The following is a 17678-nucleotide window of genomic DNA, read 5'->3' on the forward strand; positions in this document are numbered from 1 at the left end:
TATAAAGAACTCGACAACCGTTGTATAACTTTTATGACGATTAGTTGCACTTATTCCTTGCTTATGAAAATCCTATATGTTCGAAAAGCTACAAGGTTATTCATGCAAGGCGTAATCTCTCAATCCTTGATGAGACAAGCGTTTTGCCGCTTCAGAAGGCATTTGAACTTTGCTATTTCTAGGCTTTAGTTGCAATCATTCCAGTCTGACGGGCATAGGCAAAAATTCCACCTGCATCAATGACAGGACCGACATCTCCTAACGGTTGAAGACTATATTCCTGGTTGAGCGTGTGGTTGATCAGCCGATTCTGCTCAAAGTCGATTGTGACTTCTTGCCCTGTTTCAAATTGGTCGCAGAGGCGATCGCCCACTTCCCAGGGATACAGTTCACCCGTCGCCGTACAGTTGCGGAAAAAGATGCGGGCGTAGGACTGAGCCACGACTGCCTCTACCCCTGCTGCTCCTAAGGCGATCGGTGCATGTTCACGAGAAGAGCCACAGCCAAAGTTTTCCCCAGCGATGATGATCGGGTATATAGTTTTCATCTCGCCCTCGGCAATAAATTTGCCGTAGCGATCGGGCAAGCCAATCAGCGCATAGCTGCCCAGCTTTTCATACTCATCGGGCTTTGAGGGGACCAGGGTCAGATATTCCGCTGGAATGATTTGGTCGGTATCGATGTTGTCATCTACAACAAAAATCAAACCTCGAATCGTTTTGCCCATGCTGACAGTTTTCCTCTCTGACTTGAGTAGGTAGATCGAAGGAACGTTAGTCTTCCACTTTATCACTGCATTACTGTTGATCACTGCATTGCTGCGGCTTGTCCCATCGAGAACGTGAAGGAGTTGGGAAAGGCAAATAGGGTGTTCATAAGGCAAAAGTTGTCGGCTCTAACAAAAAAATCGGCAGAAATCCTGCTCAACACAGGTCAATCTGCATTCGCTGCTGTTCAAGAATTGCTCAACACACTAAGCTATGAAAAGGGCAATCCTGGCGATCGCCCTCTTCTGCATCAGTTGCAGCTTTTGCAATTTTGAACCCTGAATCTGGACGCTGAGTGTGCCCAAAGCTGGCATTATTTACAACGATATCAAGCCCGTTGCCTGTCGCGTTGCCGAGGAGTTAAGAGCCAAGCTGGTAACGTGCGGCTGGGATGTTTACCTGACAACGGGTGCTGGCGGCATCTTGGGCTACTCTAGCCCTGATCGTCCCATCTGCCACACCCCGATTGATCAGCTTGTTCCGCCTGGGTTTGACCAGGAAATGGCTTTCGCGATCGTTTTAGGAGGCGATGGCACGGTTTTGTCGGCCTTTCGTCAGGTTGCTCCCAGTCGTATTCCCCTACTAACCGTAAATACGGGGCACATGGGCTTTTTGACTGAGGTTTACATCAGCCAATTGCCTCAGGCGATCGAAGCTTTGGTCGAGGGAAACTACGAAGTCGAAGAGCGAGCCATGCTTGCTGTGCAGGTGTTCCAGGGCCGGGATGGACTGACCTGGGAAGCGCTTTGTCTGAACGAAATGGTGATCCACCGGGAACCCCTGACCAGCATGTGCCATTTTGAGATTGAGATTGGCAAACACGCCCCAATTGACATTGCCGCAGATGGGGTGATGATTTCTACGCCAACAGGCTCCACTGCTTATTCACTGTCGGCGGGTGGGCCGGTTGTCGCACCGGGTGTTCCAGCCCTACAGCTTGTGCCAATTTGTCCGCACTCTTTAGCCTCGCGTGCGCTGGTGTTTGCGGACAACGAGCCTGTGACTATTTACCCAGCCAATCCCGATCGCCTGGTAATGGTAGTGGATGGGAATGCAGGCTGCTACGTTTCGCCTGAAGATCGGGTGCAAGTGCAGCGATCGCCCCATTCCGCCCGTTTCATTCGCCTTCAGCCGACCGAGTTTTTCCACGTCCTGCGCGAAAAGTTAGGCTGGGGGCTGCCACACATCGCTAAGCCCACTTCTGTTGAGTTACCTTAAGCACTACCCAAAGCGGTGAAGTCATTCTGTCCTGAACGTGCTAAAACAGGGTATTAATGCTTATCGCATCTTATGAACACAGCAACTCCTGACCACAGCCCTCGCGTGCTGCTCGTTGAGACAGATGAATCTCTGGCTCAGCACGTCAGCGCGGATCTGAGAGAGTCTGGTTATGAAACAGCGATCGCCTACGACGCAGTAAGTGGCTTGCATCAAGCGAACGAGTTTCAACCGTCGCTGATTGTGATCGACCGGATGCTAGCGGGCGAGTCTGGGCTGTGGCTCTGCAACAACTTGAGAGCGGCTGGAGTGCGAATGCCTGTAGTGTTGCTGATGGCGCGCGACACGGTGGATGACCGCGTCGCTTGCCTGGAAGCTGGGGCAGATGACTATTTTCTTAAGCCCTACCGGACTGAGGAATTTTTAAAGCTGGTGCAGCTCTACTTGCAGCCAGATACCGTGAGTGCTGAGCAACTGCGATTTGGCGAACTGGTGCTGGATCTGGCAACTCGTCGGGCGCTGCGGTATGGACGGGCAATTGACCTGACGATGAAAGAATTTGAGCTACTAAAATATTTAATGGAGCATCCGCGTGAGGTGCTGACCCGCGAACAGATTTTAGAGAACGTTTGGGGCTACGACTTTATGGGCGAGTCCAACGTGATTGAGGTCTACATTCGCTATCTGCGCTTAAAAATCGAAGACGAAGGCGAAAAGCGCCTAATTCAGACCGTACGCGGGGTTGGTTACGTTTTAAGAGAAGTTTAGATGGCGATCGCCAAATTTTTTATGAATCGTTTGTGTTTAGTTAGCACATTCACCATTGGGTTGAGTGTGCTGCTTATGAGCTGCACTTATCCCTCCACTTCACCGGAGACTAGCAGCCCCTCAGAATCAGCTCAGCCGCCCACCCCCGTTGAAACCTCGCAGTCTAACTCAGGACAATCTTTGCCTATCTCAGCTCAAGCTACTGTTGGCGATCAGCAGATCCAGCTCGAAGTGGCTCGCACTCCTCAGCAACAGGCGACCGGGCTGATGTTTAGAAGCGAACTGGCAGATGACCGGGGAATGCTGTTTGAATTTGAGCCTCCCCGCCCAGTTAATTTCTGGATGCGGAATGTGCTAATTCCGCTAGACATGGTTTTTTTGCTAAATGGGGAAGTGCAGGCGATCGCCTCCAACGTCCCTCCCTGCACCACTCAGACTTGCCCCACCTACGGACCAGAAGGTTCTGTTAATCAAGTGCTCGAGTTGCGAGGCGGACGTGCAGCAGAGCTAGGATTACAGGTCGGCGATCAGGTTGCGATCGAGTTTCTGCAAAGCGAAGCAAATTAGCCCATTCACTAAAGTTCCGCGATTTCACAAAACTTATTGCCCTGATTGCTAAATCTAGGGTGAATACATCTGTACAAGCTCATCTGGATTTGATAGTTTATTCTTCCCTGAAGCTTTAAAGCGGCAGGGATACTTATATAACGTTTACAAAATCTCCTGGTTTCTACGAGTGTTCTTTACGTCTGTATTAGGAAAATAGAGTACTCTTGCGGAAGGTATAAGGTAGCACTCAAGGTTTAGTTGTCTTAATTCAGCGATAGCCAGCCTAAAGAGGTAAATTGTTAAACTTTCAGCTGAATTATCCAGATTGACCGGGTGTTGACTGCAAAACGAGTAGAGTAAACAACAAATTGCCAAAAGTCGTTTGTTGACTTGCTAAATCTAGTTAGGTTAGTTAGGAAACTCAGTCAAATTGGGCAGAGGACAGACGAAAGAGTGGCTATCGGCTGCTCACAGATTCAAATACAAATTTCACAATAGGTCACAGCAAGGAGGTGAACTCACAATATGACACCCACAACCCACTCTCGATTTATTCACTTTTTACAAGAAGATTTAGCGCTCTCTGCTTCTTCTATTGCGATCGCTCTGCGACATCGTGAGCAAGACCCTGGACCATTGCCCATGATTTTGTGGCAATACGGTCTGGTGACGCTAGAACAACTCGATCGCATTTTTGATTGGATGGAGACGACTCAAGCTTAAATCAACTCCAAGGAATGCATGACTTTAAATCTGTGGCACTGCGGCATCAGTTGGACAGACAATCGAATAACCTGGAGCGATTACAGCTTAATATCTCAACGCAAAAGAGCGGGTCAACTATCGACCCGCTCTTTATATTAGTGAACTAATTAGGAGATTAGGACGCCTGAAGCTCATAGTCACCTAATGAGCGGTAGTCACCTAATGAGCAAAGACTGCTGCTGCCGCTGCGATGCCTGCACCAGGCGTAAAGCTGTCGTACCCCAAAGATTGGAGCGCCGACTCTAAAGCACCAACGGCAGTGAGAATGTCGCGATCGCTGACAAAGCCAAGATGCCCAATACGGAAAATCTTGCCCTTGAGATGGTCTTGCCCACCTGCAACCGCAATATCAAACTGTTTCCTGAGTATGCCGCGAATCTGTTCAGAATCGATGTTGGCGGGAGCGATCGCCGTAATCGCTGGACTCGCTGCCTGATCAGCCGCAAACAACGGTAGACTCAGCGCCTTCATCGCAGCACGAGTAGCGTGCATATGACGCTGGTGACGAGCAAAAATATTCTCTAAACCCTCTGCTTGCATCATTTTCAGCGCAGTCTGAAGCGCAAAAAATAGGTTTACAGGCGGTGTAAAGGGAGTGCTATTTTTGGCAGCATCCTTGCGATATTTGCCCAAATCAAGGTAAAAACGCGGTAACTTGGCGTGAGCGTAAGCCTCCCAGGCTTTTGGACTAACGGCAACAAATCCCAAACCTGGTGGAATCATAAAACCTTTTTGGGAACCGGAAGCCACCACGTCCAAGCCCCATTCATCTATGGGCAAGTGTACAGCTCCAATACTGGTTACGGCATCAACAATGATCAGCGCTTCGCCGTGTCCTTTAACATAGCGATTGATCGTCTCTAAATCGTTCAACACACCTGTTGAAGTTTCGCTATGAGTGACAACGACAGCCTTGATTTGCTTGTCGGTATCAGCTTCTAACTTGACGCGAAACTCATCCGGGTTCAGCGGTTTGCCCCACTCAGATGTAATTGTCTCTACATTCAGTCCGTAAGCCTTGCCTACCTCTGCCCAACGCTCGCCAAACTTGCCGTTGCAGCCTACTAAAATGCGATCGCCCGGACTCAGGAAATTGATCATTCCCGCTTCCATCGCCCCCGTACCACTAGCCGCTAAGACCAAAACATCATTTTGGGTTTGGTGCAGCCACTTCAACCCTTGCGTCACCTCCGCCATCACCTTATTGAAATCACCGCTGCGATGCCCAATTGGATGCTTGGCCAGCGCCAGCAAAACCTGTTCCGGCACAGGAGTCGGTCCAGGAATCATCAACATCAACTTATCGTCCATCAATCTGCCCTACCTGTGTGAGTTGTCTGCCAGGAATATGTAGTGGTTGGCGTATGATCCAGAATGCCACAACTTTATGCTTGTCTTCGCCCGGAAATGTGATTCATAAACTGCTAAATCTACGCAATCTAGCAGGTTGATTTGGCAGATTGACCTCCTACTGGTCTGAAAGTGCGTCAGCAGATTGAATTAATTTTCTTATAGTTTTAAACCGAATCCTCAACAGCCTGTCCGCCAATGACAGAATCAACAACGCAAGCACAGCAAGCAGAGTTAGAAAGCTTGCAAGCTCGAATCTCTCAAGACTAGCCACAGTGCAGCACCGGAAAGATGGTTATTTAAGTTGATGGAGGTTCGATAGCACCATTCAATCACCCGAAATGCGGCTGAAAGGTGTCGGATGATGTTGCTCGCGCCATGCCTTACACTGTCCTGAGAATTTGTCAAATTAATGGGAGGCAAGTTAAAGATTTAGTAAAGTGAAACGCTGCTCAAACCGCTCAACCTAATATATTTTCTTAAAGGGATCTATTCACCAAGTTTCGGAATGCATATCTTTATACAGGCGATCAAGTAAATATGCGTACAAACGTCAGTAAGAAGTCTACTTTTAGATTTCAGCCGAGTCTTGTTCTTTGGGAAGTTCATCAAAGTTTTAAAGTAAAAGTGATTGAAATCACAATTTTCCAGGACGCAGCTTAAGTAGTATTGGAGACATATATACAAGAAGCTGTTAAATCCATATCTCTGTTGGTCGGTTTTCTGGTTTAGGGTTTTCTACCTTGACAGAATGGTTCTATTAGATAGACATTGGGTTGGATTTACTGTTGGTGATTGGGCTGAGGAGCGCCAACTGTTGTGACTACATGGACAGGCTGCAATAACAGACAAATCACGCGGCACGAGCAGGAAATCTACGATCATTTGCTCCACTGGATCGAACTGGAGCCTCCCGATCGACTGATCAAACGCTTTCGCTGTCTATTTATTGATGGCACAGGGTATCCTGATGCTGACATTGCAGCCAGTCTTGATGCTGTGACAGCGTCAGGGTTGGCTTCTGAGGAATTTCGGTACGTCCTAAACCGCTGCTGTCACATTCTGATCAACCGCTGGCAGGCACGCTCGCAGTTTCAAATGGCCATTCCTGAGTTAGTTGGGCTATTTGAAACAATTCCGGCTGAGCCCGTCACCGGCATCAAGCGATCGCGCTCTGTTCGCCGATTGCGAGAACTCGTCAAACTTTTTACTGAAACTGAACAATACCTGACACTGCGTCGCTTAGCTCAGGTAGTGCAGGAAGCCGAAAACAACGCCAATGCAGGAAATCGCCCTCTCGGTACGCTAATTAGACGCTACCCCTATCTCTACGAACATTGCCTTTTGAGTGAAGATAGCACTCAAGAGCATCAGCATACTGTCAAACAGATCCAGTTCAGAGTACAGCGGCAGTTTGAGATTGATCTGTCGCAGTATGTGACTTACCAAATGCGGCGATCGCAAATCGCGTCTCGCTTATCTTCACCCACCGCCCAGCGAATCATTCAACCCGTCGCTAATCCGACGCTGCTCAATGATCAGGAGTTAGGTAGAGCAATCCGACACTACATTGGCAAGGTTGAAGGATCGAGTACTTATCGCGATTTGGCTTATAGCTTCTTGGCACATAGCGGTCAGGCAGTAACGTACAAAACGTTTAAGGACGATCTCTATCAATACATGACTTCCTCGGTCGATCCAGAATACGGAAGACGGAAGTTTAACAATCAGCTTTATCAGCATCTCAAGTCTACGTTGCCTGACAGCAACTCCAAACCTCTAGACGATTTTCTGGTGGTGCGGACTTGCAGCCAACTGCTCAACTTCCTTGTGGTTGAAAGTCCTCAGCGTCCTCAGCATTTTGTCTTTGTGGATTTGCTCACTAATTTGGGGCCAGTTCTTACGACTGGGCTGCTGCTTAAGATTGTGCTGCTATGCCGTAAAGTCAAGCCATCCTTAGAGCGGCGCTTTTCGATCTTATTTAGCCACTACGAAGCCTATACTCGTGATGCAGTAGCTTGGCTGGTGAAGGCGCTTGAGAATTTGAATGTGGCCTTAAGTACCCACTTTGGTGCAGTTGACTTATCTTTTGTTTGCTAAGACTGGCTCTACATGAGGCTACATATTTTGAAGCACGCGTGTACGCGGTATGTTCCAAACATGCTGCCTTAACGAGAATTGGTATAAGGCTTGTGACAAGCTACATGAAATTTTGAGATACCATTGGAGCTAATATTTACCTGATACTGGCTGTAGCTTTAGAATGTGTAGGTGGTATAGCTTCTGTTTCTAATAGCTGAGCTTATCCAAGGTAGGGAAGGGTCGAGCGATCGCCCTGGTTGAGTAAAATGATTAGTGAAGATTAGCTTTAAGGAGAAGCAAGTAATGACCCAAGTGCTCTTAGGTGAGAACGAAGGTATCGAGTCAGCTCTGAGACGGTTTAAGCGGCAGGTTTCCAAAGCAGGAATCTTGGCAGACGTAAAGAGCCATCGTCATTTTGAAACCCCATTAGAGAAGCGTAAGCGCAAGGCAGTTATGGCCCGTCGCAAGCGGCGTTTCCGCTAAATATTGGTTCAGGCTCTTTGTCAGGCATTGGTGCTTCAGGAGATGTCTCTTAGTGAGCGATTGCAGCATCGCTGTCTTCTGATTCTTAGAAATGTCTGAATCTGGCTTATCGTTTCAGGTTTGTTGTGAGAGTTGCATTGATTTGAGTGTGGCTCTCACATCTGACTAAAAGCACTTTTATCACTTCAGTGGTTAAACTTATTCCTAAATCAGCCGTTGTCTATTCCAAGAGTTTTGGAGAAATAGCTAGGATTGAACCAGCGCTCTGCTGAAGACGGTATGAGGAGTGTTAGGGCTTTTTGCTTCTGGAGGTTCGGTTTTGCCTGGTTCTTCGTCCAATCCTGACTTTAATTCAACCCCAGATCCCAGTTTGTCGGCGGTGAATGCAGCAGAATCATCTGAGCAAAAGGCGAGACTGGATACTGAGCTAGAAGAAACAATTCACAGTTTTGAAGACATCCAGGCAGAGTTGCACTACAGGCAGGCTCAAGAGGCTTTGCGTGAACTGGTGACTACTCTGGATCTTACAGCGAGAGAACGGGCTGGTCTGGAAACAGAGATCTACAGCCTGGAATCTATGTTAGATAAGCTCGATCGCCAGGTTGTTCACATTGCTGTGTTTGGCATGGTAGGACGGGGAAAGTCTTCGCTGCTTAATGCGCTCCTAGGTCAACCTGTATTTACGACTGGACCTACTCATGGCGTAACGCAGCAGATGCAGAGCGCCAGTTGGAACTTACGCCGGGAAGCAGTTGAGGGAAGCGATCGCCCCCTGCTCAGAGTTTCACTACCGGGTTTGGGCAATTCCCAAGTTGAGCTAATTGACACCCCCGGCATTGATGAGGTGCATGGCGAAAGTCGGGAGGCGCTGGCACGTCAGGTGGCAAAACAGGCAGATCTTATTCTGTTTGTGATTGCTGGAGACATGACCCAGGTTGAGTACACGGCTCTCTCGGAACTGCGTCAAGCCAGCAAGCCAATTCTCCTGGTATTAAACAAAATCGACCAGTATCCTCAGGCTGACCGATTGGCGATTTACCACAAAATTCGAGATGAGCGGGTGCGTGAACTGCTTTCGCCCGACGAAATTGTGATGACGGCAGCCTCCCCCCTGATTGCCAGGGCAGTTCGTCGTCCTGACGGTAAAGTAGTAGCAAATCTCAGTCAGGGTATGCCCCAGGTTGATGAACTGAAACTGAAAATTTTGGAGATTTTGCACCGCGAAGGTAAAGCACTCGTGGCGTTGAACACGATGCTCTACGCCGATGATGTGAATGAGCAACTGGTGCAGCGCAAGATGGAAATTCGCGATCGCAGTGCCAATCAAATTATCTGGAATGGGGTGATGACAAAGGCAGTGGCGATCGCCCTCAACCCAGTTACAGCACTCGACTTACTCAGCGGCACTGTAATCGATGTAGCAATGATTTTGACCCTGTCAAAACTATATGGCATCGTCATGACTCAGCAGGGCGCAGTCAGCTTGCTACAAAAAATTGCTGTCAGCATGGGTGGCATCACTGCCAGTGAACTCGTCGCCACCTTTGGACTCAGTTCGCTTAAGGGACTATTAGGGCTTTCTGCGCCTGCAACTGGAGGAGCTTCCCTGCTACCCTACCTCTCGGTTGCGTTGACCCAAGCTGGAGTTGCCGGAGTTTCCTCCTACGGCATTGGGCAAGTTACCAAAGCTTATTTAGCGAATGGAGCCTCTTGGGGACCGGACGGACCTAAAGCAGTCGTCACCAAAATTCTGGCTTCCCTGGATGAGGCTTCTATCTTAAGCCGCATCAAAGGTGAATTGCGGGCTAAACTCGACCTACAGCAGCGCAATACTCAAACGCTTCAACCTTAGACTGACCAAGTCCAGTCCTGAAAACAAGCCCTTGAGGTAAACCTGGCTTATCCAGAGGACACATGCCTAAGACGGTCCAGAACGCTTTATTTCTGCTTGTTCTGACGCTGGTTGTGATTTTTGCTAGACCAGGATTTGGATTAAATTCTGTCCCGGCTTCACCTTCCTCTGAGGCAGTTTCTCCAGCAGAAAATCTCGACCCCAGGTTTTGGCTAGCCGATACGCTTGACCTGCAGGCAGAACTCAATGCTCACCAAGTTGCTTTGAGTGAATGGATTGAATCGATCAATCGATCAAATCTTGAATTTCTTTGTCTAGGCGAAATCCATAACCAGGCATTCCGCCAGTTTTTGGCACAGGATATCTTTTCGCAACTTGATGTGGATGTGCTGATGCTGGAGGCAGACCCACCCCAGGTTGAACAATTCCTAAGTCAAGTAGAAGCAGGAATTCCCTCTATTAGCCTGTTTGGTGCCGATATTGCTGCTGTGATCCGTGCAGTGCAAGCCAGAAATCCTAATGTACAGGTTCTAGGTGTAGACGAAACAGCGCAGCAAACCGCCTGGAAAAATCTGGAAGAAGTTCACGCCGAGCGTCAGCGACTCAGCCGCGATGGGTTTATTGCCCAAAATATTCGTCAACAGTTTCGCCCTGGTTCGCGGCATGTGGCATTGTTTGGTGGAAGTCACTGTTCGCTCTACGACGTGGGTTTGGGCAATTCACGTCCTTTCTTCTTGCACCTGGCAGGTGTTTTGACGGCGCGAGAGCAAATGAAGAGTGCGCTAATTATTTCTGCGAAACAAACAAATCTGTTTGCCCTAACAATGCGAAGGATCGGGTTAGATGACCAACTACTGGCATTTCCTGATACGAAAGCGATCGCCCCTACTGCATACAACTTTCGCTGGGATCTAAAATCTTTTTGGGACAACTATGATGTGATGATTCACTTTCCCACGCCTTAGGGGTTCCTACGGCTTAGGGAAGGGGCGATCGCACTACAAAAATCTGTCTCTAGCTACTACCTAGACGAGGGCAAACGGTAAAAAATAGCCATAGTAAAATTACGAGAGATATTATGGCGCTGAAATTACACGTTCCATCTATTGATAGTCCTGATTCTGCGGAACAGCTTAAGGAGACAATTTTGACCACAGAACCTGATGCTGATGTTGAAGTGAGCGTGGACACCAAGACCGTTACCATTAACTCTCAAGCATCTGAGGAAACATTTAAACAGTTAATTGTTGCCGCTGGACATACCATTTCTTCGTAAGGATTTGGACAAGTGAACGAGACCCAGTGCGAAAGGGCAAGGAGCTTAAGCTCCTTGCCCTTTTTTAGCAACCTGATGGCTTTTAGCAATCTGATGGCAATTTCACTTCACTGAGCGACTAAAGCAAATTCCTAACGCCAACCGTTAGCCGAAGTGTTAACTACAGTCTTCAGGTCGCGAGTGATTTCAACCGTATAGTCAAACGGTGAACCAACTGAACCTGTCTGAGTCATGGCTTTTCCGTCGGGACGACGAGGAGCAAAGTAGGATTGTGCTTTGACAACCAGATTGCCCTTCGAGTTAGTAGAGATGCCAGTAACGGCGAGTGAGTTACTCTTGCCGCTGCTCAACACAGCCGAAAGATAAGCTGCATCCACCATGTCGCCTGTCTTGGGATCGATCCGCGCTAGCACGGCAACTTTAGATCCACCACCCTGCCCATAGCTTCTCAGCCACTGTTGAGTAGCATCAGAAGAAGCACGGCGGAAATCTTGGCTAGATGAACCTTGCGTGCCGTCTACGCTAAAAACGCCGTAGAGCGAACTGCCGTCCCAGAAGAGTCCATAACCGCGACCGTCAGCGCCCGTTGTCTCGTAGTTGGTTTTGACCCAGTTGTTGCCGGGGTTTTGACTGTCAAAGCTAGCGATGATCGGGTTTTGGTTGATGCTGGTGACTTGCTGAGAGCCAATATAGATAGTTTGGCTACCGATAGTGACTTTGGCTGCACCGCTAGAGGCGATCGCCGCCTGACCATCCGAACCGCTAAACTTGACCGTCTTGTTGTTTACCGAAGATTGGCCGCCGCCGATAGGCCCGCCACCTGAGCCGCCATTGTCCGCAGGCTTGTCATCATTTGCGATTGTTAGCGTCGCCTCCTTCGCATCACCTAGCTTCGCCCCAATCACATTGGTAAGAGACAGCTTGACGGTTTCATTGCCCTCAACGCCATCATCATCCCTCATGCTAATGGTGAAGCTCTTACTAGTCTGACCATCGGCAAAGACTAAAGTGCCAGAAGTGCCGCTATAGTCTTCTCCCGCTTTAGCAGTGCCACCGCTTACAGTTGCGTAGTTGATGCGAACTTCGCCATCGTCACCACCTGTACGGTTGACGGTGATGGTTGCTGTTCCGGCATCCTCGTTCACACTGAAGTTAGTTGAGCTAAAGGCTAAAGTTCCCTTGCTCAACGAAGGGGCAGGAGTGGGCGCGGGCGTCGGAACTGGAGTAGGCGTGGGCGCGGGCGCTGGAGTGGGACCTGGAACCGGAGCAGGTGTGGGCGCTGGAGTAGGCGTGGGAGATGAGCTATTTTCAGTCTGAATGAACTCGATGTAGTCTACGCGAGCATGTTCGCCTTTATTTTCCTTACCCAGAATCTCAATCAGGTCGCCCTGCTTCACAGAAACCCTCTCAGCAACCGTGCGGCGCACTAAGTTTCTGCTGCTAATTGCGTCGCTGCCCAAGTTTTTATCCAGATTCCAGGTATTGAGCGTTTTCCCAGCAACGCGAGTTTGCAGTTGGCTCACTCCATCGGTTTCGTCAACATAACCGACAACAACCTTGTAAGTACCTGAAGGACCACTAAAGCTGCGAGTCGCCTTACCTGACTCGCTGCTGCTTCCTCCCTTTAGAGTAATGAGGGAGTCTTTTGAAACAGCCCAGTTTGACTCTTTGCGGTAAGTGCTTAAGTTCATACTTTCCGCTTCGATGCGAATCGTGTCACCGCTGCTACGAGGCTGAATTGTGGTTGGACTGGGAGTTGGGCTAGAAATAGGGGCAGGAGTGGGCTTGGGCATGAAAGCAGCTAGACCCGTGAAATCATCTCGATTAATGACACTACTGCTGACTTCCTTCAGCACTGCGACAAATTTGCCGGAGCGCTTCTCTTGAATAACGGTGTCTTCAGCAAAACTACCGCTTCCTTGAGCAATGTTGAGTTGCTCAAACGTAACACCACCTGTCACTTTAATCTTGTCGCGACCGTTTTCAAAGTCGGTGACAACGTCAGCATCTTCTAACCTTGAGGCACTATCAGCCGAGCTAAAAACAAATTTATCTCGGTCACCGCCGCCTGTCAGAACGTCTTTGTCTTTGCCGCCATCCAGCTGCTCTCGACCGCTGCCGCCTTCCAAGATATCTCGACCATCACTGCCCACCAAGGCATCATTGCCACTGTCACCGATAAGCTGATCGTTTCCAGCATCTCCATAGAGGCGATCGTGTCCTTCGCCACCTTTTATTAGGTCATTGCCACCCCGACCTGATAGGGTATCGTTGCCTTTGTCTCCAAAAATGGAGTTGCTACTGTCGTTGCCAGTGAGGGTGTCGTTACCCGAACCACCTTTGATCCAATTGTCAATGTTGTCATAATCGGCGCGAGTAATGGCGTTGCCTGCACCATTGACGCTGAGGATGGAAGCAATCTCGTTTTTAGGGGTCAGCGTATTGGGGATCTGAGCTAAATTAGGGGTTTGAGCTGTATCAGATTCCGTAGAAAACAAGGTTATACCTCCAAGTTTGTTGGATGTTAAATGCCAAAAGATTTACGAAAGGCATGACCCTGAACACTTTGAAAAAGCAGGCAGGTGAGTCAGTCTTGACAAAACTTGTCGGTGATATCAGGGCTATGAGCGCACAACAAACTTTCTCCAAACTCATGAGGCAAGATCACCTCTGGGTTTGGCAGCGATGCTAATAGCTAGCGCTTTAGAAGAATCGGTAAATGCTTGGCTTGTTGGGTCTAGACTCAGCCGTGATCTCAGACCTGATCTAACGCTGCTGGCTTCAACACCCCAGGCGTAATTTTCGCCTCATGAGTTGAGTCTTACTTTGGAGGGAGAATGTTCCCGAAGATATTTTTGAGATTCCATCTTTTGGACAATGCCATCGAAAAAAGCTCCTTCTCCAAAGCCGCTATCAAATAGCCACAGCACTATGCAGCAAAATTTACTCTAGGTTAAATGCACTCTATTTTGCTTGACGATGCTCTTTCAACTGTGAGATTGGTCTTGCTAGATTCTTCTCTGCCGAAAGAGTTCTTCAGTAGTTGCAGCTATTTTGTTGTAATTTATAAAACCTTTCATTCACATCAGAGATATCCCTGATTTAGTACTCAGTGAATCTTCGGAAGCTACCCCAATTTCTGGTGATAAAGGCTGACGATCTTAGCAACAACCTCATCAATGGTGAGTTCGTCAGTTTGAATTTCGATCGCATCTTCTGCCTTCCGTAAAGGGGCAATGCTACGAGTGCTGTCTTTGTGATCTCGCTCGTAGATAGCGCGTTCTAATTCTTCTAGGCTGGCTCCTGGTTGTCCCTGATTCTTTAGGTCAAGCTGTCGCCGTCGTGCCCGCTCCTGCACTGAAGCAGTTAAGAAGATTTTTAGCTCGGCATCGGGAAACACATGAGTGCCGATGTCGCGACCATCCATCACAATTCCACCTTTGCGCCCATACTGCTGCTGCTGCTTTACCAGCGATCGGCGCACAGCGGGTTGAGCTGCAACGGTCGAGACGTGGGCGGTCACTTCTGCACTGCGAATTTCCTGAGTCACATCCTGCCCGTTCACCCAAACTCTAGGTGTAGATGGCAAATTTTTGACTTGGTTTTCTAACTCAATCTGACACTGGCTAACTAACTCGGCGATTGCGGGCTGATCACCTAAGGCAATACCCGATTGCAGCACGAGCCAGGTTACTGCTCGATACATCGCTCCCGTATCTAGATAAAGTAGCCCCAAATTTTGAGCCACTTGGCGGACTACAGTAGATTTACCGACCCCGGCTGGACCATCAATCGCCAAAATGGGTTGACGATTTCGCAGCACAAGATTATCGATCAGTCGGGTTGAGCCAAGATAAGCAGCGATCGCCAGCAGTCCTGACTCCTCCACCCGTTCTAATGGCGCTAGGGTGACTGGGTCAACTAGCTCCGCATATTGAGGTTTGACGGCGGGCTCAGTCGCTAGCTCTGCTTCAACCGCTGCTAGCAAAGCAGCGGACTCTAGATTGCCTGACCGAAACAGTTGTTCAGCCTTCTGCAAACTGCGGTAAAGAACGGTTGCCTGCGATCGCTCTGCATCTGTCAAATACTGATTGCGTGAACTCAACGCCAGTCCATTTGCTTCTCGCACAATCGGACAACCCACAATCTCTACGGGAATATTCAAATCTGCTACCATCTGCTGCAAAATTGCTAACTGTTGAGCATCTTTTTGCCCAAAGTAAGCTCGATCAGGTTGTACCAGATTGAGTAGCTTGGCGACTACCGTTGCTACCCCCTCAAAATGTCCAGGGCGAAAGCGTCCACACAGACGGGCGATCGCTGTCGCAGGAGGCAGCACCTGAGTCAGAGCTTCACTTATAGGGGGAACTGTACCATATAGCTCGGCAGCAGTCGGGGCAAAAATTACATCAACGCCTTCCTGTTCACACTGCTGCTGGTCTTGCAATAATGTCCGAGGATATTTTTGAAAATCTTCAGTGGGTCCAAATTGCAGCGGGTTAACAAAAATACTGACAATAACCAGATGGTTATCTTGCCGGGCCCGATGAATCAGGCTTAGGTGCCCTGGGTGCAGCGCTCCCATTGTTGGCACTAGTCCCACTGTTACGCCCCCCCCTGTTACGGGCCCCACTGCTACGGGCTTCATAGCAGCCAGCTTTTGCTCAGCTAGCCCCTGCTCAGACCGTTTGAAGTTCAAATAACAGCGTAATCCAGCAACCGTTGTAAACAGGCGCACTACCATCTCCCGGGTTTGACTCTACTCCCGCCTAGTAGTTTACAAAATTCCACAAACCACCTGCTTATACCTTAGCTCCATCAGATAAAAACAAATTTTTGAGGGTGAGGAAATGTTGCAATAGGCGCTTCCTCACCCTCAAAGCCTGATACCCAATCCTCACAAAGAGATGGAGACGCATTGTGCCTCCATCTCTTCACCCCAAATTATGAAAACAGCATTTTGACGCTCTATTGGTTTTCGTTAGTTGTCAGTTTTCGCTAGTTTTGGCTGGCAGCAGTTTGGGCAACGCCCAATACATCAACGCTAACCGGAGCCACTCCTGCCTGAATTAATCCGACTGCTCGGGCAGCCGCCGCAGACAGATCGATAACACGTCCGCCGCTGTAGGGCCCTCGGTCGTTAATTCGCACAACAACCGATTGTCCGTTGTTTAAATTCGTTACCCGAACCTGGGTACCGAAGGGCAGATTGCGATGGGCAGCAGTGAGTGCATTTTGGTTGAAGACTTCACCGCTAGCACTACGATTGCCATGAAAACCAGGGCCATACCAGGATGCCATTCCTCGCATACTGAACTGGATAGGTCCAACGGAAGCTTCTTGAGGAGCCGGGCGGGGCCGACCTGCGACCTCACGGAGTGGAGGCGCATCGCCCATTTGTCGGCGCAAGCGGTTAGTAACTTGCAGGGCGTCTTCCGCTAAATCGTTCGTGGAACCAGGGAGAAGCGTTTCAGGATTGATTTCGACCAATTCTTCATCATTGACCTTGATGAGGTAGCGCTCTTGGTCAGCATCCCAGCTAACTGTGATGTCTTCAGCGTTGACGCTGTCCCGATGCATTTGGTTGAGTCGAGCAGCAACTGAGGTAGCTCGCCAAACTGGATCAGAGGTGTAGTCATCAGAATCGGCATTTGCTGATGCCTCAGTCGCCTGGTTAGCCGAAGATTCAGCTGAGTCGCTGCTTTGGGTAGCTGCAACCTTGACCTCTGAACCAGTAGAACTGCTGGATTGAGCAGGTTGTTCAGCTGCATCGGAACCTAAGAAGGTGAGAACAGGAATGCCTCGAACATAAAGCGTAGCCGCTTGCCGTCCATCCATCTCATGGGGATGAATGCTGGCGACTGTTTCCTCGACCGTGTCAACCTCTGCTTGAGATTGATGCTCTCCGACTTTGACTGCTTCAAGGGAAGAATCTGACGATGCTGCTTCAACCGGATTGACTGGTTCGGATGGCTCAGATGGAGCTAAACCGGAGGCAGTTTGCTGAGGTTGAGGCTCGTTGACGGAAACATCTGCTTCCAAGCTTTCGTCTGTTGTCGTAAGTTGGTCTCCCGGGGGCTGGTCAGCGTAGCTAGAAGACGCTGTACCGAGACTCGCAATAATCAAGGCAGCGGTTAGACCGCTCCAAAGTTGTTGATTCATACGTCCATTGTGAAGGTCACTGAAAGCTAGAGCCAGGACTTGATTGGGGCCACGTAGATGCGGTCCTGCGAACGCCTAACTCGTACTCGTTACGTGTTCACGTTATGGTTGTGGAACTGCAACAGAGTAACACGAACTTTTTGGGTTGGGGATCAGGGTTGAGCAAAAACCCCTTACAACTTTACACAAACTTCATATCAGTATTTCGAGGACAACTTGCTTGAATCGAAGTTTTCCCAAGAGCTTGGGGAGTCAGGATAGTTTTCGGAAACTTTACATAAAGTTTACAATTACTTTACAGTTTTTCTGGTTTTCCGACACTCAGTTGTTTTAATCACTGAAGTTAAGGGATAAGACAGTCTGTTCCTGGTTTTCCCGTTTTTAAGATCTACGCCCGTGTTAAGAG

The 17678-nt window shown here is 49.0% G+C and carries 15 protein-coding genes; 10 read left to right on the top strand and 5 right to left on the bottom strand.

Going from position 1 to position 17678, the window contains the following annotated elements:
* Positions 1 to 178: 178 nt before the first annotated feature.
* Positions 179 to 727, bottom strand: coding sequence for a 3-isopropylmalate dehydratase (locus H6G00_RS29875; protein ID WP_190643083.1), 549 nt, complete (start codon positions 725 to 727; stop codon positions 179 to 181).
* A 159-nt stretch (positions 728 to 886) separates the two neighbouring features.
* Between H6G00_RS29875 and H6G00_RS29880 the strand changes: the two genes are divergently transcribed.
* From H6G00_RS29880 to H6G00_RS29900, 5 genes are all read left to right on the top strand, one after another.
* Positions 887 to 1042 carry a hypothetical protein gene (locus H6G00_RS29880; RefSeq protein WP_190643084.1) on the top strand — a complete coding sequence of 52 codons (156 nt, stop codon included), beginning with the start codon at positions 887 to 889 and terminating at the stop codon, positions 1040 to 1042.
* Between the two features lie 22 nt (positions 1043 to 1064).
* The gene (locus tag H6G00_RS29885) at positions 1065 to 1985 is read left to right on the top strand and encodes an NAD(+) kinase (protein ID WP_190799492.1); all 921 of its coding nucleotides are present in this window, start codon (positions 1065 to 1067) and stop codon (positions 1983 to 1985) included.
* 72 nt (positions 1986 to 2057) lie between these two features.
* A complete protein-coding gene (gene nblR / locus H6G00_RS29890) occupies positions 2058 to 2753 on the top strand; it encodes a response regulator transcription factor NblR (protein WP_190643086.1) in 696 nt (231 codons plus the stop codon).
* Entirely contained in the window at positions 2754 to 3320 is a 567-nt protein-coding gene (locus H6G00_RS29895; protein WP_242042573.1) for a DUF192 domain-containing protein, read from the top strand.
* 507 nt (positions 3321 to 3827) lie between these two features.
* Positions 3828 to 4025: a DUF2949 domain-containing protein gene (locus tag H6G00_RS29900; protein ID WP_190643087.1), complete on the top strand. Its 198-nt coding sequence runs from the start codon at positions 3828 to 3830 to the stop codon at positions 4023 to 4025.
* 201 nt (positions 4026 to 4226) lie between these two features.
* Here the strand turns inward: H6G00_RS29900 and H6G00_RS29905 are convergent, their stop codons facing one another.
* The gene (locus tag H6G00_RS29905; RefSeq protein WP_190643088.1) at positions 4227 to 5378 is read right to left on the bottom strand and encodes an alanine--glyoxylate aminotransferase family protein; all 1152 of its coding nucleotides are present in this window, start codon (positions 5376 to 5378) and stop codon (positions 4227 to 4229) included.
* An 858-nt stretch (positions 5379 to 6236) separates the two neighbouring features.
* Between H6G00_RS29905 and H6G00_RS29910 the strand changes: the two genes are divergently transcribed.
* The 5 genes from H6G00_RS29910 (at position 6237) to H6G00_RS29930 (ending at position 11110) form a co-directional block, all read left to right on the top strand.
* Positions 6237 to 7517 (top strand): hypothetical protein, encoded by a 1281-nt coding sequence (locus tag H6G00_RS29910; RefSeq protein ID WP_190799493.1) that lies wholly within the window; start codon positions 6237 to 6239, stop codon positions 7515 to 7517.
* Between the two features lie 285 nt (positions 7518 to 7802).
* A complete protein-coding gene (rpsU, locus tag H6G00_RS29915; protein WP_190643090.1) occupies positions 7803 to 7982 on the top strand; it encodes a 30S ribosomal protein S21 in 180 nt (59 codons plus the stop codon).
* Between the two features lie 379 nt (positions 7983 to 8361).
* A complete protein-coding gene (locus H6G00_RS29920) occupies positions 8362 to 9834 on the top strand; it encodes a DUF697 domain-containing protein (RefSeq protein WP_347277286.1) in 1473 nt (490 codons plus the stop codon).
* Positions 9835 to 9896: 62 nt separating this feature from the next.
* Positions 9897 to 10799: a hypothetical protein gene (locus H6G00_RS29925; RefSeq protein ID WP_190799494.1), complete on the top strand. Its 903-nt coding sequence runs from the start codon at positions 9897 to 9899 to the stop codon at positions 10797 to 10799.
* A gap of 113 nt (positions 10800 to 10912) precedes the next feature.
* Positions 10913 to 11110 (top strand): heavy metal transport/detoxification protein, encoded by a 198-nt coding sequence (locus H6G00_RS29930; RefSeq protein WP_190643092.1) that lies wholly within the window; start codon positions 10913 to 10915, stop codon positions 11108 to 11110.
* A gap of 131 nt (positions 11111 to 11241) precedes the next feature.
* Here H6G00_RS29930 and H6G00_RS29935 read toward each other — a convergent pair whose 3' ends face one another.
* From H6G00_RS29935 to H6G00_RS35040, 3 genes are all read right to left on the bottom strand, one after another.
* Complete coding sequence (locus H6G00_RS29935) at positions 11242 to 13608, bottom strand: Calx-beta domain-containing protein (RefSeq protein WP_190799495.1); 2367 nt, start codon at positions 13606 to 13608, stop codon at positions 11242 to 11244.
* 629 nt (positions 13609 to 14237) lie between these two features.
* Entirely contained in the window at positions 14238 to 15848 is a 1611-nt protein-coding gene (locus tag H6G00_RS29940) for a bifunctional pantoate--beta-alanine ligase/(d)CMP kinase (RefSeq protein ID WP_190799545.1), read from the bottom strand.
* 260 nt (positions 15849 to 16108) lie between these two features.
* Positions 16109 to 17272, bottom strand: a complete 1164-nt coding sequence (locus H6G00_RS35040) for a septal ring lytic transglycosylase RlpA family protein (protein ID WP_190799496.1) — start codon at positions 17270 to 17272, stop codon at positions 16109 to 16111.
* Between the last annotated feature and the right edge of the window lie 406 nt (positions 17273 to 17678).

The organism is Leptolyngbya sp. FACHB-541 (assembly GCF_014695875.1).
Taxonomy (GTDB): Bacteria; Cyanobacteriota; Cyanobacteriia; order Elainellales; family Elainellaceae; genus JAAUTN01.